The sequence below is a fragment of the Pseudonocardia sp. HH130630-07 genome, assembly GCF_001698125.1.
Lineage (GTDB): Bacteria > Actinomycetota > Actinomycetes > Mycobacteriales > Pseudonocardiaceae > Pseudonocardia.
Genome location: NZ_CP013854.1, coordinates 5,806,559 through 5,825,233, shown reverse-complemented (window position 1 = coordinate 5,825,233; position 18,675 = coordinate 5,806,559). Strand labels below are relative to the sequence as shown.

The following is an 18,675-nucleotide window of genomic DNA, read 5'->3' as shown; positions in this document are numbered from 1 at the left end:
TGAATGCCGGATCGGCATATTTGCCGATCCGGCATTTTCTTGTACGGTCCGGTCCGTGGAGCGAGTACCCGAACCGACCCTGCGGGAGCGCAAGAAGCGCGCGACCCGGGACGCACTGAGCCTCGCGGCGGTCGAACTGGTCACCGAACGCGGCTGGTCCGCCGTCACCGTCGACGACATCGCGGACCGGGCCGGGGTGGCGCCGCGGACGTTCCGGAACTACTTCCCGACCAAGGCCGCGGCGATCTCCGGGCGGCACGCCGACCGGATGGTCCGGGTGGCCGAGACGCTGGCTGCGCTGCCGGCCGGCACGCCGTTGCGTCCCGCGCTGGTCGACGCGGCGGTGGCCGAGTTCGCACCCGGGGCCGCGGACCGCTCCGCGCCGGACCCCGGACGGGCCGCCGCGATCCGGCTGATGCTGGCCGAGCCCGCGCTGCAGGGTGAGCTGGCCCGGGCGAGCGCCGCCGCCCGCGACGGGTTCGCCGCGGCGATCGGGTCGCTCAGCGGGACCGATCCGGCGCGCGACACCTACCCGCACCTCGTCGCGGCCGCGGTGGAGGCCGCCGTCGACGTCGCGATCACGCACTGCCTGGGCTCGGACCGTCCGGTGCCGCTCGGTCCCGTGCTGCGGGACGCGCTCGAACGGCTCACCGCCGGGCTCGAGGAGCCGGGTCGCCGACCGTCCGGTCCCGAGGGGGAGTCATGACCGGTGCCGATGCCGATGTCGTGGTCGCCGGAGCCGGCCCGAACGGGCTGATGCTCGCCTGCGAGCTCGCGCTGGCCGGCTGCCGTCCGGTGGTGCTGGACCGGGCACCGGGACCGGATCCCGAACCGAAGGCCAACGGGCTGGTCGGGCAGGTCGTCACGGTCCTGGAACGGCGCGGGCTCGTCGCCCGGCTCACCGGTGACGACCGTCCGGTCCCGCCGGTGCCCGGATACACCTTCGCCGGGATGCCGCTGGAGCTGGTCCGGCTCGCCGACAACCCGCTGCGGGTCGTCCCGGTCGGCCAGCCCCGGATCGCGGCGGTGCTGGCCGACCGGGCCGCCGAGCTCGGTGCGGAGATCCGGTGGGGGCACGAGCTGGTCGACGTCCGGCACGGTGCCGACGGGGTCGCCGTCGAGGTGGACGGCCCCGACGGCCGCTACCGGATCGACGCCGGATACCTGGTGGGTGCCGACGGCGGGCGCAGCACGGTGCGCCGGATCTGCGGGATCGCCTTCCCCGGGGTGAGCCAGGACCGCTCCACCACGCGGATCGGCGCCGTCCGGGTCCGGCCGGAGCAGCTGGAGCCGGCGAGCGGGGGGCTCGTCGTCCCCGGGTTCGGCACGCTGGCCCCGTTCGCCGGGGTGCGGACCGACCGTGGCGGCGTGACCTGGGCGCCGCTGCCGGGCCGGGACCCGCTGCTGACGGCCGTCGAGTGGGACCGCCCGCCGTCCGCGACGACCATGTCCCTGGACGAGCTGCGCGCGAGCGTGGCCCGGGTGCTCGGCGCCGACGTCGCGTTCGAGGCACCCGACGGTGCGGGCCCGCACGCGCTGCGCCGGATCGAGGGCGGCAACAACCGGCACGCCGAGCGGTTCCGGGACGGCCGGGTGCTGCTGCTGGGCGACGCGGCGCACGTTGACACGGCCGGTGGTCAGGGGCTCAACCTCGGCATGCAGGACGCGGTGAACCTGGGCTGGAAGCTCGCGCGGTCGTGCGCGGCGACTCCGGCGGCGATCTCCTGGACAGCTACGACACCGAACGCCGGGCCGCCGCCCGCCGGGTGCTGCTGCACGCGGGCGCGCTGAGCGCGCTGCTGATGCCCGGGCCCGAGGTCACCGCGCTGCGCGAGCTGTTCACCGAACTGCTCGCCGACGACGCGACGCTCGCCCGGCTCGCCGGGCTGAGCGCCGGTACCGACCTGCGCTACGACATGGGCGTGGGTGCCGACGCGCACCCGTCGGTGGGACGGCTGCTGGCCGATCCGCCACCGGAGGCGACGGCCGCGCTCGCCGCCGGCCGGGCGCTGCTGCTGGACCACACACCGGTCGGGTCCGCCGTCGCGGAGGACGACCGGATCGAACTCCTGCGGCTGCCCGCGGAACGGTCCCGGCCGGGGGCGATCCTGGTGCGCCCCGACCAGTACGTGGCCTGGGCCGGTGATCCGGCCGCCGACGCCGACGGACTGCGGGCCGCGGTCCGCCGCTGGTTCGGCACCCCGGCTGCCGTCGGCCGCTGACCGGTCCGGCGCTCAGGCGGCGAGATCCGCCTCCAGTGCCTCGGTCAGGAGCGCGACCAGCGCCTCCCACTGCACGTCGGCCGACGTACCGGAGACGTCGTCGGCGCCGTCCAGCGCGGCCGCGGCGAGCCCGGCCTTGCTGTCGATCAGGCCGGCGATCCGGGCGTCGATCGTCTGGGCGGCGAGGATCCGCCACGCGGTGACCGGCTCGTCCTGCCCGATGCGGTGGCTGCGGTCGATCGCCTGGGTCTGCTCGGCGGCGGTCCACGACAGCTCGGCGAGCACGATGTTCGACGCGACCTGCAGGTTCAGCCCCACGCCGGCGGCGGTCAGCGAGCAGACCGCGACGGCGACGCCCGGATCCTCGACGAAGGCGTCGATGTTGCGCTGGCGGACCGCGGGCGTCTGGTCGCCCCGGATCGAGGAGAACCGGACGCCGTTCTTGGCGAACGCCTGCTCGGCGGTGTCCATGACGTCGACGTGCTTGGCGAAGAACACGACCTTGCCGGCGCTGCGCGCGATCTGCATGGCGTAGTCCGCGGCGAGCCCAGCCTTGGCCCGGCCGAGGCGGCGCATCATCGTGAACACGTTGTCGCCGGTGCCGGCCTCTGCGGCGTCCTTCTGCTCCCAGCGCGCGACGTCGCGGACGAGTCCGTGGTCGATGCCCTCGGCCGGTGCGCCGGAGCGCCGGGCGGCGAGCGCGTCGTTGTAGCGCATCACCATCCGGCGGGCCAGCGCCCGCTCCGCGGCCCGGATCGAGCGACCGGCCGGGCCGTCCAGCTCGACGGGGAGGTCCGCGACCCGGCGGGCCGGGATGTCGGCGGCCACGTCGATCTTGCGCCGCCGGACGATGCCCATGTCGACCACGCACCGGCGGGCCGCCCGCTCGAACCCGGGATCGGCGGGGCTCATGCCGGTCGAGGTCAGCGCGTCGAGCAGGTCCGCACGGGGCTTCGTCGCGTCGATCCAGCCGAGGAACTGCCAGATCGCCAGGAAGTCCTCGACGTCGTTGATCAGCGGCGTCCCGGTCAGCGCCATCATCAGCGGCCGCTGGGTGAACGCCCGGATCCGGTCGGCGATCTCCAGCACGTGCCGGGACCGCTGCGAGGTCTTGTTCTTGATGAAGTGCGCCTCGTCGACGACCATCCCGCGGAACCCGAAGTCGCCGAGCCAGCCGATGTGGCGGTCGAGCACCTCGTAGTTGACGACGACGATGTCGGCGAACCCGTCGACCGAGTCGCCGTTGCCCTGGATCGCGGTGGCCGCGCGCCGTGGCGTCCACTGTGCGGCCTCGCGCACCCAGTTCGTCTTGACCACGTTCGGTACCACGACCAGCAGCGGGTACGCGTGCGCGGCCTCTGCGGACAGCAGTGCCTGCGCGGTCTTGCCCAGACCGGGCTCGTCGGCGAGCAGGAAGGTGCGGTGCCCGGCCTCGGTGGCGGCGACGAGCTGGCCCTGGTGCGGCATCAGCTCGCGGTCACCGGGGACCGGGCGCTGCGTCGGCTCGGGCAGGTCCATGCAGGCGGTCGCACCGGCGCCGGCCCGTTCGAACGAGCGCAGCAGCGGGCCGAGCAGCTCCCAGCTGGTCAGCGGCGTCGGGCGGGGTGCGCTGCGGGGGGCGGCGGAGAAGTCCGGGGCGAGGAACGGGTTCGCCATCTGCCGGGAGACCACCGACTGCGGGATCACACGCGGCTTCGCCGGGACCTCGGGGACCACCTCGACCGGCGGTGCCTCCTCGGGGGCGACCTCGATGCCGGCCGAGCGCAGCATCTCCCGCTTGAGCGAGCGCGCCTGGTCGGAGACGACCGCGTCCTCGGAGAGCAGCGCCAGCAGCCCGGCGTCGCGGACCGCGTCCATCGCGAGGGACTTGGCGATCTCGTCGAGCCGCTGCAGCTTCTCGGTGCGCTTGGACTCGTTGGTGTGCTCGCGGGCGCGGGCGCGCTCGTCGCGCAGCAACAGGGCCACGGTCTGGAACTTGGTGCGGGTCGCCGGGGTGACCCGGCCGTTCCGCAGCGCGGTCCGCACCTCGCGTGCCGCGCCGGTCAGCACCGACATGACGTCGGTGCCCCGGCTCGGGCCGCGACCACGGTCGCGGCGCTGCGCGGTGCCCTGGCTGGCCCCCTGGCGGGACCGGCCTCGTCGAGCCACGTACTTCTCCTCGGACGTCCGATGGGTGCCGGCCGGCGGGTGCGGCCCCGCGCGGGGCCACGCCCGCCCGTTCACGACCGCGGTGCGCGGGGCCGGACGGCCCTCCCGCGCCACGGCCCGGCCGGCGGGGGATCGGTGTCGCGGAGATCGGCGGCCCGGCTACTGCGAAGAGCCACGGTCCGACGTCGACGTCCGCGACCCGCCACGTGTGCCGGGCTGGCCGGACACAGCGCAACGGGATCGTCGACCATGCTACCCCGTCGATCGCGATCTGCGGAGCACCGGCACGCATCCGGGCCGCCTCGCCGCGGAGGTCCGGGTCACATCAGGCCCGGGCCGGCGTCGACCGCCCGGCCGGGACGGCGGTCACCGCGACCACCACGCAGAACACCGCTACCCCGAGCAGCGGCGCCACCGGACCGGTGCGGGCGACGAGCAGCCCGATCGCGGCCGGGGTGCCGATCGCGCCCACGGAGCCGACCAGGAGCGCGACCGCGAGCGCACCGGACGGCTGCTCCGGTGCGATCCGGGCGACCCAGATCGCGAGTGCCGCCGACCCGACGGTGTTGGCGGCACCGAAAGCGACCGCCGACCCGAGGACGACCGGCAGCGCCCGCGAGCCCAGTGCCAGCAGCGCGAGTGCGGCGCCGAGGAGGAGCAGGGCGAGCACGGCGACCCGTGCGGGCCCGACGCGCCGGGTGAGCGGACCCGTCCGCAGCCCGGCCAGCCCGGTGAGGCCCACCAGCACGAACACGAGCGGGCCCGCCGCCCCGCCGAGCCCGCCCCGGGCGGCGGCGTCGGTCGCGTAGGTGAGGTAGGCGGTCGCGCCGACGAACAACGCGAACGCGAACCCGAGCGCGGGAGCGAACCGGACCGGCGGGGTCCACCGGGCCCGCCGGTCCGGGGCCGGGGCGAGCGCAGGCGCCCAGCGCAGGTTCAACGCCGTCGCCGCGGCGGCGAGCACGGCGGTGCCCGTCCAGACCCAGCGCCACGACCAGGTCGAGACGGCCAGCGCCAGGAGGCCCACGCCGACCAGGCCGACGGCGGCCCCGGTGGTGATCGTGGCCAGCAGCCCGGGCCGGTCCGCGTCGCCGGCCACTCTCGTCGCCATCTCGGTGTAGGGCGCCCACACCTATCCCGCGGCGCTGCCCGCGACCAGCGCACCGATCGCGAGCACCGTCGTGCCCGGCGCGAGGGCGACGGCGGTGCAGCCGACGGTGGCGCAGACACCACCGACCGTCGTCGGCGCGCGCGGGCCCAGTCTCGCCGCAAGGGGAGTGGACACCAGGAGCGCCAGCAGGAACCCGCCGAAGGTGCCGGCCCCGACGAGACCGAGCGCGCCGTCGGACAGGGCGAACTCGGCCCGGACGCCCGGGAGCGTGAGCCCGTGGGCATAGCGGACCATGCCGAACGTCGCCGCCATCAGCAGGCCGCCGGCGAGCCCGACCCGGCGCACGGAGACGGGGGCCCCACACCCTGCCGATCCATGGCGCGACGGTGCCATCGTCCTCGGCCCGGCGCAGCCGTGTTTCACGCCCGTGCCCCTCCGCGCGACCCCGCTCCCAATCGCACGCTCCCGCTCCGTGCACCCGGGTGCCGACGCGCCGAGATGCACGTGACGGGGCGCTGTCGAGCCCCGGAGCTCGCTCACGTGCACCTCGGCAGGGATTCCGTGCCGCGCACCGGACGGGGAGGACGCGCGACGGTCGTGCCCGGGCCGCTCAGGTCAGTGCCCCCGCGTAGGCGTTCAGCGCGGGTTGCCCGCCGAGGTGGGCGTAGAGCACCGTCGAGTCCCGGTCGATCTCCCCGGAGCGCACGAGGTCGACCAGTCCGGCCATCGACTTCCCCTCGTAGACCGGGTCGATGATCATCCCCTCCAGCTCGCCGGAGAGCCGGATCGCGTCCACGGTGGACTGTACCGGTCCCCGGCCCAGCCGTCGCGCACCACGATCTCCTCGTCGCGCAGGTCCCGGCCGAGGCCGATCAGCTGCGCCGTGTGCCGGGCGATCCGGGCCACCTGCTCGCGGGTCCGGTCGAGGGTCGCGGAGGCGTCGATGCCGATCACCCGGCGCGGGCGGTCCTGCCCGGCGAAGCCGGCGATCATCCCGGCGTGCGTCGAGCCGGTCACGGTGCAGACGACGATCGTGTCGAAGAAGACCCCCAGCTCGGCCTCCTGCGTGGCCACCTCTCCGGCCCAGTTCGCGAATCCGAGCCCGCCGAGGCGGTGCTCCGAGGCCCCGGCCGGGATGCCGTAGGGGACACCGCCCGCGGCGCGGACCTCGGCCATGGCGTCCTCCCACGAGGCCCGGATCCCGATGTCGAAACCGGCCGGGCCGAGCCGGACGTCGGCGCCCATGATCCGGGACAGCAGGATGTTGCCGACCGTGGCGCTCGCCGGGTCCGGCCAGTCCACCCACTTCTCCTGCACCAGCCGCGCCCGCAGGCCCAGCTTGGCGGCGACCGCGGCGACCTGGCGGGTGTGGTTGGACTGGTAGCCGCCGATCGAGACGAGCGTGTCGGCGCCGGAGGCCAGCACGTCGGGGACGATGTACTCCAGCTTGCGGGTCTTGTTGCCGCCGAAGGCGAGCCCGGAGTTGCAGTCCTCGCGCTTGGCCCAGATCTGCGCTCCACCCAGGTGCGTGGTGAGCCGGTCGAGCCGGTGCACCGGGCTGGGGCCGAAGAGCAGCGGGTAGCGCTCGAAGTCGTCCAACGACATGGTCACTCCTGGTCGGGTCGCAGCGTCATCCAGTTGTCCCGGGTGGCCCGGGCAGCGCCCTCGGCGTCACCGGCCCGGGCGAGTCCGACGATCCGGTCGTGCTGGGCGACCGACGACCGCCCAGTGAGCGAGGCGAAGCGGACTCGTTCCATCCGCCGCAGCAGCGGGGTCACGTCGTCGAGCACCGCGGTCGCCCTGCGGTTGCTGGCGACCCGCACGAACACGCCGTGGAACGCGTCGTCGGCGGCGATCGCGGCGTCCACGTCGGCGACGGCCAGCGCGGCGGCGAACTCCCGGTTCGCCACGGTCATCGTGTCGAGATCCGCGGCCACGAGGCCCGGGACGGCGGCCCGGGCCGCCAGCTCGTGCATCGCCGCGGCGACGGTCTGGGCCTCCACGGTGCTGCGGACGTCCAGCTCGCTGACCGTGGTGGAACTGCCCGGCCGCACCGTGACCAGGCCGATCTGCTCCAGCCGGGCCAGTGCCTCGCGCACCGGCGTGCGGGACACGGCGAGCCAGTCGCAGATCTCCGCGTCGTGCAGCCGCTCGCCGGGGCGCAGCGTCCCGTCGACGATCGCGGCCCGCAGTGCCCGGAACGCCTGGTCGCGTAGCAGGGTGCGGGCGGCTCCGGAGCGCTCGGACGGGATCGGCATGACACGTACGATATGCAATATTTCGGATTCCGGTCAACAGGCGGTCTGCGTCACCGTCACGAGCCGGACTCTGGCGCACGAAGCGGTCCATGACATATGAACAGCTCGTCAATCTTGCCGATGTATCCGTCCGCTGGGAGCTGCGATGTCCGTTCGGTCCACCCGCCGGGGTCTGTCGGTCGCCGTGCTGTCGGCACTGGCCATCGGCCTGTCGGCCTGCGGTGGCCCGCCGGCCCCGGACGCCGCCCCGTCCGGCCCCGGGGTCACCGAGGTGAACTGCGGGATCGAGGTGACGGTCCCGTCCCCGCCGCAGCGGATCTACGCGCTCTACCAGCCCGCGATCGAGATGGTGCACGCGCTGGGCGCGTCGGACCGGCTGGTCGGCACCGCGTTCCTCGACGCGCAGGTGCTCGAGCCGTACGCCGGTGCCCAGGCCGCGGTGCCGTACCAGCCGGACCTGCCGCAGCGGGAGGCGCTGCTCGCGACGAACCCCGACTTCGTACTGGCCGGGTACAACAACGTCTTCTCCGCGACCGGCGACGAGTCGGTCAGCACCCGCGCCGACCTGGGCGCGCTCGGCGTGCGGACCTGGGTCAACGCGCCGCTGTGCCCCTCGGCGGACGGCCTGTCCGACGAGGCGATCGACCCGGCCCGGGTCTCGATGGACACGGTCTACGACGACCTCCGCTCGCTCGGCCGGGTGCTGGGCACCTCCGGGCGGGCCGACGAGCTGGTCGCCGACCTGCAGACCCGGGTGACCGCGGTCCAGCAGCGGACGGCGGATCTGCCGCGCCCGCGGGTGGCGATCCTGATCAACGACGACGACGGCAGTTACCGCGTCGCGTCCGGCATCGACTTCGGCAGCCGGGTGCTGGAGATGGCCGGTGCGCAGAACGCGTTCGGCGACCTCACCGGGCGCCGCCACGTCGCGGTGTCCAAGGAGGAGCTGATCGCCAGGAACCCGGACGTCATCCTCACCTCCACCTGCTGCGACGCGACGACCACGGAGGCCGACGGCGAGGCCGACGTGCAGCAGATCCGCACCGACCCGGCGCTGGCCGGCAGTGCGGCCGTGCGCTCCGGGCGGGTGTTCCCGTTCCTGTTCGCCGACCGCGCGGCGGGGATCCGGGCCCCGTTCGCCGCGAAGCGCGTCGCGGACCTGGTCCATCCGGAGTGACCGCCACGGCGCCGGCCCGGTTCCGGACCCGGGCCACGACGGCGTGGGCGCTGCCCGCCGCGGTGTCGCTGGTCCTCGTCGCGACGGTGCTGTCGATGAAGGTCGGGGCCCGGCCGCTGTCCTGGGGTGAGCTGGCAGACGGGATGCTGCGCTTCTCCGGAGATCAGGCGGACTTCGTCGTGCGGCACGTGCGGATCCCGCGCACGCTGGCCGGCCTGCTGGCCGGTGGGTGCCTCGGCCTCGCCGGCGCCGTAGCCCAGGGGGTCACCCGCAATCCGCTGGCCGGTCCGGGGACGCTGGGGGTCAACGCCGGGGCCGCCGCGGCGATGATCCTGGTGATGTCCACGGCCGGCATCGGCTCGCTGGCCGGGCACGTGTGGTTCGGGTTCGCCGGGGGAGCGGTCGCCGCGGCCGCGGTGTACGCCGTCGGCGGGTCCGGCCGTGACGGCGCGACGCCGGTGAAGCTGGCACTGGCCGGTGCCGCGGTCTCGGCCCTGCTCACCGCCCTGACGTCGGCGTTCGTCCTGCTCGACCGGGAACTGTTCGCGCGCTACCGGTACTGGGTGATCGGATCGCTGGCCCGTGCCGAGCTGACCACCGTGCTGCAGGCGCTGCCGTTCGTCCTGGCCGGGCTCGTGCTGGCGGTGGCGCTGACGCGCCGGCTCGACGCCGTCGCGCTGGGGGAGGACACCGCGCGCGGCCTCGGCGCGCGTCCGGGCGTCACCCGGGTCACCGGCCTGGCCGCCGTGGTCGTGCTCGCCGGGACGGCGACGGCGCTGGCCGGGCCGGTCGCGTTCGTCGGGCTGGTCGCCCCGCACGCCGCCCGGACGCTGGTGGGCACCGCACACCGGTGGGTGCTGCCGCTCTCCGCGCTGCTGGCGATGGGTCTGGTGCTGCTGGCCGACGTCGCCGGCCGGATCGTGATCGCGCCGGAGGAGATCCAGATCGGGGTCACCGCGGCGCTGCTCGGCGGGCCGGTGTTCCTCCACCTGGTCCGGACACGGACGGTGTCGGCGCTGTGACGCGGACGTTCCTGGTCCGCACCGGACCGGTCTCGGCCCGGCTGGGGGTCCGTGGTCTCGTCCTCGGCACGGTGGTGTGGGTGGTCGCTGTCGCCGTCGGGCTGGCCGCGGTGACGATCGGCGAGTACCCGCTACCGCTCGGCACGGTGCTCGACACCCTGGCCGGACACGGCACCCTGATCACCTACGACGTCGTCGTGACCCATCGTCTGCCGCGCGCGCTGGTCGGCATCGCGGTGGGCGCGGCGTTCGGCGTCGCGGGCGCCGTACTGCAGCGGCTCGCGGGGAACCCGCTGGTCAGCCCGGACGTCATCGGGGTGAACGCGGGTGCCTCCGCGGGGGCGGTCGTGATGATCATCGGGTTCGGCGCGTCGTCGGCCGGGGTGACCGGCGGTGCGCTCGCCGGGGCCGCGGTCGCCGCCGTCGCGGTGTACGCGGTCGCCTGGCGGAACGGGTACTCCGGCTACCGGCTGGTCCTCGTCGGCATCGGGATCGCGGCCATGCTGACCTCCGCGGCGACGTTCCTGCTCGGGCGGGCCGATGTGAACGCGGCCTACGCGGCGGCGATCTGGCTGGTCGGGAGCCTGTCCGGGCGGTCGTGGCCGGATCTCCTGCCGGTCGCGGCCGGGCTGGCGGTGCTGCTGCCGGTGGCGCTCGCGTCGGTGCGCCGGCTGCACCTGCTGGAGCTGGGGGACGACCTGGCCCGCGTGCTGTCCCCGCGGATCGGGCGGGCCCGGATCGTGCTGCTCGCGGCCGCGATCGGTCTCTCCGCGCTCGTGACGGCCTCGGCCGGACCCGTCGGGTTCGTCGCGCTGGTCGCGCCGCAGATCGTGCGCCGGGTACTCGCCGGGCGCAGCCCCGGCCTGCTCACCTCGGCCGGGACGGGCGCCGCCGTGGTCGTCGCGGCCGATCTCGTGGCCCGCGCCGCCTTCGTGCCGCACGAGCTGCCGGTCGGCGTGGTGACAGCGGTCGTCGGCGCACCCGTACTCATCGCGCTGCTGGTGCGCGGCAAACGGATCGGAGCGAGCGGATGACGCTGACCGGGCAGGACCTGCGACTGGCCTACGTGCCGGAGCGGACCGTGGTGCACGACGCCACGATCGCGATCCCGCCGGGCCGGACGACCGCGATCGTCGGTCCGAACGGCTGCGGGAAGTCCACGCTGCTGCGCGGGCTGGCCGGGCTGCTCCGGCCGCGGTCCGGCCGGGTGCACCTCGACGGCACCGCGCTGACCTCGTGGCCCGCGGCCGAGCTGGCCCGCCGGCTCGGCATGCTGCCGCAGCAGCCGGTCGCCCCGGACGGCATCACCGTGGCCGACCTCGTGGGCCGCGGGCGGCACCCGCACCAGCGCTGGTTCCGCCAGTGGTCGGCCGACGACGAGACGGCCGTGGCGGACGCGCTGGCGGCGACGGACCTCGCCGGCCTGGCCGACCGGCCGGTCGCGGAGCTGTCCGGCGGCCAGCGCCAGCGCGCCTGGATCGCGCTGGTCCTGGCCCAGTCGCCGGAGACGATGCTGCTCGACGAGCCCACCACCTTCCTGGACCTGGCCCACCAGCTCGACGTCCTGGACCTGCTGCGGCGGGTCAACCGCGAACGGGGGCGGACGGTGGTGATGGTGCTGCACGACCTGGAGCTGGCCGCCCGTTACGCCGACCATCTCGTCGCCCTGCGCGAGGGCCGGATCGTCGCCGAGGGGCCGCCGGCCGAGGTCGTGACCGAGGAGCTGGTCCGGTCGGTGTTCGGGGTCGACGCCCTCGTGCTGCCCGACCCGTTGACCGGGACCCCGCTGGTGCTGCCCCGCCCGCGGGTCTGAGGCCTCGGTAGCCTCAGCCGACGGCGGTGCGGTCCCCGGCCGGGGCGCTCCGGCGCTCGTGCACGAGCGCACCGAGCACGACGGCGAGCACCCCCCACACCACCGCCTGCGCGCCGAGCGCCGCGATCCGGAAGTCGTAGAGCACGGTCGCCGGGAAGTCGCCGGGGGTCTCGGCGACCGCCGGCATCAGTGCGCCGACGACGAGGAGCAGCACGACGTACCCGGCTCCGGCCGCGACCCCGGCGTTCCACCAGCCGAGCGTGACCGCGAGCCGGCGGGCGACGACGACGGCGACGACCACCAGCGCCACCGAGATCGCGACGAACACCAGGAACAGCCCGGTGCGCGAACCGATGGTCTCGTCCTCGGTCGAGGCCGGGGGATTGGCCGGATACTTCAGCAGCGGCAGCAGCACCGCCGAGACGAAGCCGAGCAGGGTGACGACCACGGCCGTCGCCCGCGACCCGGCCGGGCCCAGCCGCCCCCGCGCCCCGGCGACGACGAGCGCGACGATACCGCCGATCGCGACGCCGTAGACGACGTAGGCGACCCCGAGCCCGGCGTTCGCCTGGACCCCCCGGCTCACCAGCTCCTCGTGCTCGTGGGCTCCCGCGGCGTGCGCCATCGCGTCCTCGAAGGCGATGCCGCCGTCCAGCGCGGGCTCACCGACCAGGCGGGCGAACAGGAAGCCGGCGAGCCCGGCGACGAGGCCCGCGAGCATGCCCCGGACCAGCAGGTTCCGTACGACCATCACCCGACCCCGATCAGTGGCAGGGGAAGCCGAGCAGGTGCCGGCCGTCGTGGACGAACTCGTGGATCAGCTCGCCGGGCACCAGCGTCGTCACGCCCTGGTCCATGCCCACCAGGTAGAGCAGCGCCAGCAGGGCGACACCCCCGAACACCGCCCACGGTGCGATCTCGCGCAGCGGGACGGGTGCGGGGACGCCTCCGCTGATCGGGGTGGGTGCGGCCTGGGTCATCGCTGTCGCTCCGGAGGTCAAAGGGTGTACATCTGAAGAGATGCGCAGAGAAATGGTGCTCCCGGATCGGTGCCGGGTCAAGTGAACCGGGGGTCCGCGCGGATCACGTTCGTCGTGCACGCGGCGACCGCCGGGACGCGGGTCGCGGCGTTCCCGGCCGGTGAGCCGGCGGCCCCCGGCGCCGTCGCGGATCTCGCCGCGTCGCCCCCGCTGCGTGCGGACCGTCACCGGCACGCGCCGGACCCGGCCTCGGCGTCCACCTGCGCCGCGCTCGGCCGGGACGGGTCCCCGGACCGGGACCTGCGCGACTGGGACGCGGGACGCTGGTCCGGCCGGACCCTCGGCGCGGTGGCCGCCGCCGAACCGGCGGGGTTGCGGAGCTGGCTCGACGATCCCGCGGCCGCGCCGCACGGCGGCGAGTCGCTGCTCGACCTGCTGGAACGGGTGTCCGGCTGGCTCGGGGGAGCCGGCGGCGGCCACACCGTGGCCGTCTGCGGGCCGGCGGTGGCACGGGCCGCGGTCGTCCTGGTGCTCGGCGCCCCGCCCGCCGGGTTCTGGCGGATCGACGCCGGCCCGCTGACCGTCACCGACCTGCGCGGCGGCCCGGACCGCTGGACGGTACGGGCGTCCGGTCAGCCGCTGCGGGGCGCCGCGACGGAGTCGCGGGGGACGAGATAGGTGCCGAGCATGACCGTCCCGGACTGCTGGCGGGAGTAGGAGTCCGCGGACTCGGTCGCGACCCGGACCGCCTCCCGGCCCATCTCCTCCAGCGGCACGTGCACGGTCGTCAGCCGGGGCCGCAGCTCCGTGGACTCCGGGGTGTCGTCGTACCCGACGATCGACACGTCGCCCGGGACGGAGAGGCCGGCCTCGTCGAGCGCGTCGTACACCCCGGCCGCGACACCGTCGTTCCCGGCGAAGACCGCGGTGAAGTGCAGGCCCTCGGCCAGCATCGCCTGTGTCCGGTGGTAGCCGGAGACGCGGTTGTACCGGCCGGGCCGGACGAGGTCGCGGATGGGTTCGACGCCGCGCGCGCGCAGCGCCCGCCGGTAGCCGTCGACGCGGTCGTCGCTGGTCGAGAGTCCGGACGGCCCGGCGAGATGGACGATGTGCCGGTGGCCGTGCGCGAGCAGGTGCTCCGTCGCGGCGAACGCCCCGCCCTCGTTGTCGTAGGTCGCGCAGCGGGCGGGGATCGTCGAGGGCATCGGCGGGTGCCCGCAGAGCACCAGCACGCTGCCCATCCGGTCGAGCGTGCGTGCGCGGTCGGCGAGGCGCCGCTGGTAGGAGCGATCGGAGTGGGAGCCGCCCACCAGGATCACCGCGTCGGCCCGCTGCTCGGTCATCCGGTCGAGGAGCTCGATCTTGCGCTCGGGGTCGCCGCCGGTGGACGCGACCATGGCCACCCGGTTCGAGGACGTCGTCGCCCGCTCGACCCCGCGCAGGATGTAGCCGAAGAAGGGGTCGACGATCTCGAGGATGACGACGCCGATGGTGCGCGAGCCCGCACGGACCAGTGCCCTGGCGTTGGCGTTGGCCGCGTAGCCGAGGTCGTCGACCGCGTGCAGGACCCGGTCCCGGGTGCCTGCCGCCACCGGGTAGTTGCCGTTCAGCACCCGGGACACGGTCGCGGTCGACACCGCCGCCTGACGGGCGACGTCGACGATGGTCGCCGTCTTGCGGCGCCCCGTGGTCTCCACCTCGTCGCCGGAGGGGTCCGTCACGGAACCTCTCTCCCGACTGCTCGCTGGTCCCATCGCCGAACGGATGCCGTTCCGGCGCAGGATAGCAGCGGTCCCGGCCCGGCCGACCCGGCCGGTTGACCGGTCACGGAGCGGTCGGGGCACCGCCCGGGGTGGTGAGCAGGGCGCGCAGCTCCGCGGCGTCCTCGGCGAGCCGGTCCGGGGCGTCGCCGGCGACGAACTCGAGCAGGACGTCGAACGGCTCCCCGTGCAACCGGCGGGCCACCTCGTCCCACAGGTCCCGGCGCGCCGAGAGCGGCAGCCGCTCCGTCGCGGGCCACCAGGAGAACGCGTGCACGCCCACCAGGTGCCGGCGCACCTCGTCGAGACCGGCCAGCGCCGCGTCGGCGGGCAGGCCCACCGGCGGCTGCCAGTAGGTGCCCAGCACACCGGGCCGGTCGATCCGCTCGAGCAGCTCCAGGGTCGACGCCGTGGTGTCGGTGAGCGTGTTCCCGTGGAACTCCAGCCCGACGGTCAGCCCCTGCCCGGCGGCGCGGTCGGCGACCTCCCGCCCCGCGGCCGCGACCCGGGCCCGGTCCTCGGGACCGGCCTCCGCCGAGCCGACGGTGCCGGCCCAGACCCGCAACCGGGGCGCGCCCAGCGCTCGGGCCGCGGACACCACGGGGCCGGGATCCTCGCCGGAGCCGAGCCGCAGGTAGGTGCCGTAGGAGGCGATCGCGACCCCCGCGTCGCGGCAGCGCTCGACGGCGTCGGCGACGGCGGCCGGGTCGTCCGGCCGGACGTGCCGGTCGGCGCCCCACTCGATCGCGGCGAGCCCGTTGCGCCGGGCCAGCTCCACGACGTCCGCGCGGGAGTGCTCGCGCAGGGTCACCGAGCAGAGCCCGGGGCGCAGGGTCGTGGGCGTGGTGCTGGTCATCGCTCTCCTCGTCGGTGGTGCGACTGCCGTCTCGGGTGGATCCGTGGCCCGGCACCGGGACGCCGCCGGTGGACGTCTCCGGACGTGTGCGGCCCGGCTGCTGCGCTGCAGGCGAGGGGGGATCGCGCCCGAGGATCACCCTAGCCGTGGCTCCGGCCGCCCCCGGGGACGTACCGGGGATCAGCGCCCGGGCGCTCCCCGGACCGCCATGACATCCCGGGGGTGCATCCGGGGAAACCCCGGCGTAGGGGGCCGCGGGAATCCCTACCGTCGGGGCCATGGACACACACGAGGGCCCGGTCGCCCCCCCGTGACCTCCGCGTCTCGCACGCGGAACGCGAGCACGTGGGCGCGCTGCTGGACCGCCATCACCTCGACGGGCGGCTCGACGGCGCCGAGCTGGCCGGGCGGCTCGCGCAGGTGTCGGCCGCCGTCACCCGGGCCGACCTGAACCGGACCGTGGCCGACCTGCCCGGAGCGGCCGACACCGTACCCGTGCGGGACGTGCTCGAGCTGGTCGGCACCGGCGGTGACCAGCGCCGGTGGGGCGAGTGGCTGGTCCCGCCGCGGATCGTCCTGCGGTCGTGGTTCGGCAACGCGCATCTCGACATGCGGCGGGCCCGGTTCGTCACCGGTGAGGTGACGATCGAGTCCGACATCGTGATCGGGAACCTCGACGTGCGGCTGCCCGCGGGGGCCACCGCCGACCTGGCCGAGGCCCGGACCGGCTTCGGGTCGGTGCGAGACCGGCTCGGGGCCTCGGAGCGGCGGGGCGTCCCGCACGTCGTCGTCCTGGGTGGCGTCCGGTGCGGGAACATCACCGTGCGCTGAGGTCCGGGCCCAGCGCCGCGTCCCGCACGGCCGCTGCGGCGCGCCGGGCGGCGGCGACGGCGTCCGGGACCGCTGCCGCGCTGTGCGTGACGAGCGCGCCCTCGTGCAGCAGCAGCAGGTGCAGGGCGACGCCGTCCGGGTCGGCCGCGCCGGCCGCCCGCAGCTCGGTGGCGAACACCTCCCGCAGCCACGCCTTCTCCCCGGTGATGACGGCCCGCGCCGAATGCGCCGGATCCGGGAGCTCGGCGTGGGCGTTGACGAAGGCGCATCCCCGCGGGTTGCCGTCGCTCCACGGCCCCAGCACGTCGAACGGCGCGAGCACCCGGTCGGCGGGTTCGCCGAGCTCGTCGAGGCGGGCGCGCACCGCGTCCCGCCAGCGCTGGTCGCGCTCGGTCAGATAGGCCGTGACCAGGGCGTCCTTGGTGCCGAACCGGTCGTAGAGGGTCCGCTTGGTGACGCCCGAGCGTGCCGCGATCGTGTCCACGCCCACCGCGTGGATGCCGTGCTCGTAGAACAGCCCGGCGGCGGTGTCGAGGATCCGGCGGGCGCCCGGGGTGAGCGGTGTGGTCATCGCGCCTCCACTACTTCACAGATCTGCGTACTCTGACGACGTACTTCACAGATCAGTGTAGTTGGAGGTCGTGGTGACGACGATGCACGCCTGGGTCCTGACCGGGCACGGTGGCCCCGAGACGCTCGAGTACCGGGAGGTCGACCGGCCCGAACCGGGGCCGGGCCGGGTCCGGGTCGAGGTGCGGGCGGCGGCGCTCAACAACACCGACGTCTGGACCCGGACCGGCGCCTACGGGCTGCCCGGGGACCCGGACGCGGCGGCCGGGTGGCGCGGGCCGGTCGCGTTCCCCCGGATCCAGGGGGGCGACGTGGCGGGCGTCGTCGACGCCACGGGACCCGGGGTGGACGGCGACCTGCACGGGCGCCGGGTCCTCGTCGATCCCGGCTTCTACGACGGTCCCGGTCCCGACGCCCATCCGGTCGGCCTGATCGGCAGCGAGGCGGACGGCGGCTTCGCCGGGTACGTGGTCGTCGGCGCGGACCGGGTGCACGACATGACCGGCTCCCCGCTGTCCGACGCGGAGCTGGCGGCGCTCCCGGTCGCGTACGGCACGGCCGCGGGCATGCTGGAGCGGGCCGGGATCGGCTCCGGCGAGACGGTCGTGGTGACCGGGGCGTCCGGTGGGGTCGGCCTGGCGCTGGTGCAGCTGGCCACCGCCCGCGGCGCCCGGGTGCTGGCGGTGACCTCGCCCCGCAACGCCGGCGCCGTCCGGTCGGCCGGCGCCGTCGAGGTGCTCGACCGCAGCGGCGGCGCGGACGCCGTCGCCGCCGCGGTGCCGGACGGGGTGGACGCGGTCGCCGACGTCGCCGGCGGGGACCTGGTGGCCGCGCTGCTGCCGCGGGTCCGCGACGGCGGCCGGTGGGTGGTGGCCGGGGCGGTCGCCGGACCGGTCGTCCCGTTCGACCTGCGCCGGCTCTACCTGCACAACATCTCGCTGATCGGCTCGTCGATGCACACGCCCGCGCACTTCGAGCGGCTCGCCGATGACGCGCGGTCCGGTGCGGTCCGCCCGGTGATCGCCGCCCGGTTCGCCCCGGACGCGCTGCCCGCGGCCCAGGAGGAGTTCCTGCACGGTGGCCGGGCGGGCAAGATCGTGCTCACCCGGCAGGCGTGACGCCGGGGGCGGGCGATCGGTCGAACCAGCCGTCCGGGGCGCGGCCGGACAGGCGCCCGGTCAGGTCCCGGGCGGCGCCCCGGACGGCGGTGGCCAGCTCCTCGGCCGAGGTCCGGGCCCGGTCGGCGCGCCGGGTGACGCTGAACGCGGCGACGGGCGCGCCGGTGTGGTCGAAGGCGCACGCCCCGACCGACTGCATGCCGTCGGTGATCATCCCGTCCTCCAGCGACCAGCCCCTGGCGTGCTCGGAGCGCAGCAGCCGGCGCAGTCCGGGCAGCGTCGCCGGGCCGTGGGCGGTCCGGCGGACCAGCGCGGCCGGGAACAGCGCCCGGACCTGGGCGGACGGGAGGTGGGCGAGGATCGAGCGGCCGTTCGCGGTCAGCGAGGCCGGCAGCCGGACCCCGACCTCGGTCACCAGGGAGACGGGGAACGCCTGCCGGGCCGGGCGTTCCTTGACGAGGTAGAGGCTGTCGGCACCGTGCAGGACGCCGAGGTGGGCGATCTCGCCGGTGCGGGTCGCGAGCCGCCGGGCCACGGGACGGCCGAGCCGTTCCAGCGGGCCCTGGCGCAGGAAGGCGCTACCGATCTCGAACGCCGCGACGCCCAGCCCGTACGCCCGCTGCTCCGGGTAGTGCAGCACGAAGCCGCGCTCGACCAGCACCGTCAGCAGGTGGTACGCCGAGGACCGCGGCAGGTCCAGCTCCCGGACCAGCGCCGCGCCCGGCACGGGCCCGGGTCGCGAGGCGAGATGGAGCAGGACGTCCAGCGCCCGTCCGACGGCGGGTGAGGTGCTGCTGCCCACGGCCGTC

General features: G+C 75.5%; 20 protein-coding genes and 1 pseudogene. 10 read left to right on the top strand and 11 right to left on the bottom strand.

The annotated features are described in order from the left end of the window. Positions 1-55: 55 nt before the first annotated feature. From AFB00_RS27470 to AFB00_RS35885, 3 genes are read left to right on the top strand one after another with little or no spacing between them, the layout of a single operon-like run. Positions 56-706, top strand: a complete 651-nt coding sequence (locus AFB00_RS27470) for an acyl-CoA-like ligand-binding transcription factor (protein WP_068799587.1) — start codon at positions 56-58, stop codon at positions 704-706. Beyond that, the gene (locus AFB00_RS27465) at positions 703-1,791 is read left to right on the top strand and encodes an FAD-dependent monooxygenase (RefSeq protein ID WP_335726547.1); all 1,089 of its coding nucleotides are present in this window, start codon (positions 703-705) and stop codon (positions 1,789-1,791) included. Before AFB00_RS27470 ends, AFB00_RS27465 begins: the two co-directional genes overlap by 4 nt. Continuing rightward, positions 1,698-2,222 (top strand): aromatic-ring hydroxylase C-terminal domain-containing protein, encoded by a 525-nt coding sequence (locus AFB00_RS35885; RefSeq protein ID WP_335726546.1) that lies wholly within the window; start codon positions 1,698-1,700, stop codon positions 2,220-2,222. Before AFB00_RS27465 ends, AFB00_RS35885 begins: the two co-directional genes overlap by 94 nt. Before the next feature lie 12 nt (positions 2,223-2,234). Here the strand turns inward: AFB00_RS35885 and AFB00_RS27460 are convergent, their stop codons facing one another. The 5 genes and pseudogenes from AFB00_RS27460 to AFB00_RS27440 all read right to left on the bottom strand — a co-directional run bounded on the left by AFB00_RS27460 (position 2,235) and on the right by AFB00_RS27440 (position 7,739). Next, positions 2,235-4,370, bottom strand: coding sequence for a DEAD/DEAH box helicase (locus AFB00_RS27460; protein WP_068800733.1), 2,136 nt, complete (start codon positions 4,368-4,370; stop codon positions 2,235-2,237). A 325-nt stretch (positions 4,371-4,695) separates the two neighbouring features. Beyond that, positions 4,696-5,502: a YbfB/YjiJ family MFS transporter gene (locus tag AFB00_RS27455; RefSeq protein WP_068799586.1), complete on the bottom strand. Its 807-nt coding sequence runs from the start codon at positions 5,500-5,502 to the stop codon at positions 4,696-4,698. Continuing rightward, positions 5,503-5,826 (bottom strand): hypothetical protein, encoded by a 324-nt coding sequence (locus AFB00_RS27450; protein ID WP_068799585.1) that lies wholly within the window; start codon positions 5,824-5,826, stop codon positions 5,503-5,505. It abuts the gene before it with no gap. A 265-nt stretch (positions 5,827-6,091) separates the two neighbouring features. Continuing rightward, a pseudogene (locus tag AFB00_RS27445) lies at positions 6,092-7,086 on the bottom strand (1-aminocyclopropane-1-carboxylate deaminase). Positions 7,087-7,088: 2 nt separating this feature from the next. Then, positions 7,089-7,739: a GntR family transcriptional regulator gene (locus tag AFB00_RS27440; protein ID WP_068799584.1), complete on the bottom strand. Its 651-nt coding sequence runs from the start codon at positions 7,737-7,739 to the stop codon at positions 7,089-7,091. Between the two features lie 145 nt (positions 7,740-7,884). Here AFB00_RS27440 and AFB00_RS27435 point away from each other — a divergent pair, with 145 nt between their 5' ends. Genes AFB00_RS27435 through AFB00_RS27420 form a run of 4 tightly spaced genes read left to right on the top strand, consistent with a single transcriptional unit; the run spans position 7,885 to position 11,751 of the window. After that, entirely contained in the window at positions 7,885-8,916 is a 1,032-nt protein-coding gene (locus AFB00_RS27435) for an ABC transporter substrate-binding protein (protein WP_068799583.1), read from the top strand. Beyond that, positions 8,913-9,938, top strand: coding sequence for a FecCD family ABC transporter permease (locus tag AFB00_RS27430; RefSeq protein ID WP_068799582.1), 1,026 nt, complete (start codon positions 8,913-8,915; stop codon positions 9,936-9,938). Before AFB00_RS27435 ends, AFB00_RS27430 begins: the two co-directional genes overlap by 4 nt. Next, the gene (locus AFB00_RS27425; protein ID WP_083275869.1) at positions 9,935-10,972 is read left to right on the top strand and encodes a FecCD family ABC transporter permease; all 1,038 of its coding nucleotides are present in this window, start codon (positions 9,935-9,937) and stop codon (positions 10,970-10,972) included. Before AFB00_RS27430 ends, AFB00_RS27425 begins: the two co-directional genes overlap by 4 nt. Next, a complete protein-coding gene (locus AFB00_RS27420) occupies positions 10,969-11,751 on the top strand; it encodes an ABC transporter ATP-binding protein (protein WP_068799581.1) in 783 nt (260 codons plus the stop codon). The genes AFB00_RS27425 and AFB00_RS27420 overlap by 4 nt, the downstream gene beginning before the upstream one ends. A 13-nt stretch (positions 11,752-11,764) precedes the next feature. Here the strand turns inward: AFB00_RS27420 and AFB00_RS27415 are convergent, their stop codons facing one another. Further along, positions 11,765-12,502: a CbtA family protein gene (locus AFB00_RS27415; RefSeq protein ID WP_068799580.1), complete on the bottom strand. Its 738-nt coding sequence runs from the start codon at positions 12,500-12,502 to the stop codon at positions 11,765-11,767. A gap of 13 nt (positions 12,503-12,515) precedes the next feature. Then, positions 12,516-12,731, bottom strand: coding sequence for a CbtB domain-containing protein (locus tag AFB00_RS27410; protein WP_068799579.1), 216 nt, complete (start codon positions 12,729-12,731; stop codon positions 12,516-12,518). 81 nt (positions 12,732-12,812) lie between these two features. Here AFB00_RS27410 and AFB00_RS27405 point away from each other — a divergent pair, with 81 nt between their 5' ends. Further along, on the top strand, positions 12,813-13,409 hold the full coding sequence (locus AFB00_RS27405) for a histidine phosphatase family protein (protein ID WP_068799578.1): 597 nt from the start codon (positions 12,813-12,815) through the stop codon (positions 13,407-13,409). On the opposite strand, the gene AFB00_RS27400 is transcribed toward AFB00_RS27405, so the two are convergent. Next, the gene (locus AFB00_RS27400; RefSeq protein WP_197519678.1) at positions 13,364-14,452 is read right to left on the bottom strand and encodes a LacI family DNA-binding transcriptional regulator; all 1,089 of its coding nucleotides are present in this window, start codon (positions 14,450-14,452) and stop codon (positions 13,364-13,366) included. The two genes, AFB00_RS27405 and AFB00_RS27400, sit on opposite strands and share 46 nt — an antisense overlap. A 103-nt stretch (positions 14,453-14,555) precedes the next feature. Beyond that, positions 14,556-15,347 carry a sugar phosphate isomerase/epimerase family protein gene (locus AFB00_RS27395; RefSeq protein ID WP_068799577.1) on the bottom strand — a complete coding sequence of 264 codons (792 nt, stop codon included), beginning with the start codon at positions 15,345-15,347 and terminating at the stop codon, positions 14,556-14,558. 345 nt (positions 15,348-15,692) lie between these two features. Here AFB00_RS27395 and AFB00_RS27390 point away from each other — a divergent pair, with 345 nt between their 5' ends. After that, positions 15,693-16,178, top strand: coding sequence for a DUF1707 SHOCT-like domain-containing protein (locus tag AFB00_RS27390; protein WP_068799576.1), 486 nt, complete (start codon positions 15,693-15,695; stop codon positions 16,176-16,178). On the opposite strand, the gene AFB00_RS27385 is transcribed toward AFB00_RS27390, so the two are convergent. Then, positions 16,165-16,749: a TetR/AcrR family transcriptional regulator gene (locus AFB00_RS27385; protein ID WP_068799575.1), complete on the bottom strand. Its 585-nt coding sequence runs from the start codon at positions 16,747-16,749 to the stop codon at positions 16,165-16,167. The two genes, AFB00_RS27390 and AFB00_RS27385, sit on opposite strands and share 14 nt — an antisense overlap. An 82-nt stretch (positions 16,750-16,831) precedes the next feature. On the opposite strand from AFB00_RS27385, the gene AFB00_RS27380 reads away from it, so the two are divergent. Next, positions 16,832-17,866 carry a zinc-binding dehydrogenase gene (locus AFB00_RS27380; RefSeq protein ID WP_068800730.1) on the top strand — a complete coding sequence of 345 codons (1,035 nt, stop codon included), beginning with the start codon at positions 16,832-16,834 and terminating at the stop codon, positions 17,864-17,866. On the opposite strand, the gene AFB00_RS27375 is transcribed toward AFB00_RS27380, so the two are convergent. After that, a complete protein-coding gene (locus AFB00_RS27375; protein ID WP_068799574.1) occupies positions 17,850-18,668 on the bottom strand; it encodes an IclR family transcriptional regulator in 819 nt (272 codons plus the stop codon). The genes AFB00_RS27380 and AFB00_RS27375 overlap by 17 nt on opposite strands. Positions 18,669-18,675 lie beyond the last annotated feature (7 nt).

Coding starts and splice junctions, on each gene's coding strand:
- AFB00_RS27435 (WP_068799583.1), top strand. CDS start 7,885: ATGTCCGTTCGGTCCACCCGCCGGGGTCTGTCGGTCGCCGTGCTGTCG.
- AFB00_RS27420 (WP_068799581.1), top strand. CDS start 10,969: ATGACGCTGACCGGGCAGGACCTGCGACTGGCCTACGTGCCGGAGCGG.
- AFB00_RS27410 (WP_068799579.1), bottom strand. CDS start 12,731: ATGACCCAGGCCGCACCCACCCCGATCAGCGGAGGCGTCCCCGCACCC.
- AFB00_RS27380 (WP_068800730.1), top strand. CDS start 16,832: ATGCACGCCTGGGTCCTGACCGGGCACGGTGGCCCCGAGACGCTCGAG.
- AFB00_RS27385 (WP_068799575.1), bottom strand. CDS start 16,749: ATGACCACACCGCTCACCCCGGGCGCCCGCCGGATCCTCGACACCGCC.
- AFB00_RS27395 (WP_068799577.1), bottom strand. CDS start 15,347: ATGACCAGCACCACGCCCACGACCCTGCGCCCCGGGCTCTGCTCGGTG.
- AFB00_RS27440 (WP_068799584.1), bottom strand. CDS start 7,739: ATGCCGATCCCGTCCGAGCGCTCCGGAGCCGCCCGCACCCTGCTACGC.
- AFB00_RS27465 (WP_335726547.1), top strand. CDS start 703: ATGACCGGTGCCGATGCCGATGTCGTGGTCGCCGGAGCCGGCCCGAAC.
- AFB00_RS27415 (WP_068799580.1), bottom strand. CDS start 12,502: ATGGTCGTACGGAACCTGCTGGTCCGGGGCATGCTCGCGGGCCTCGTC.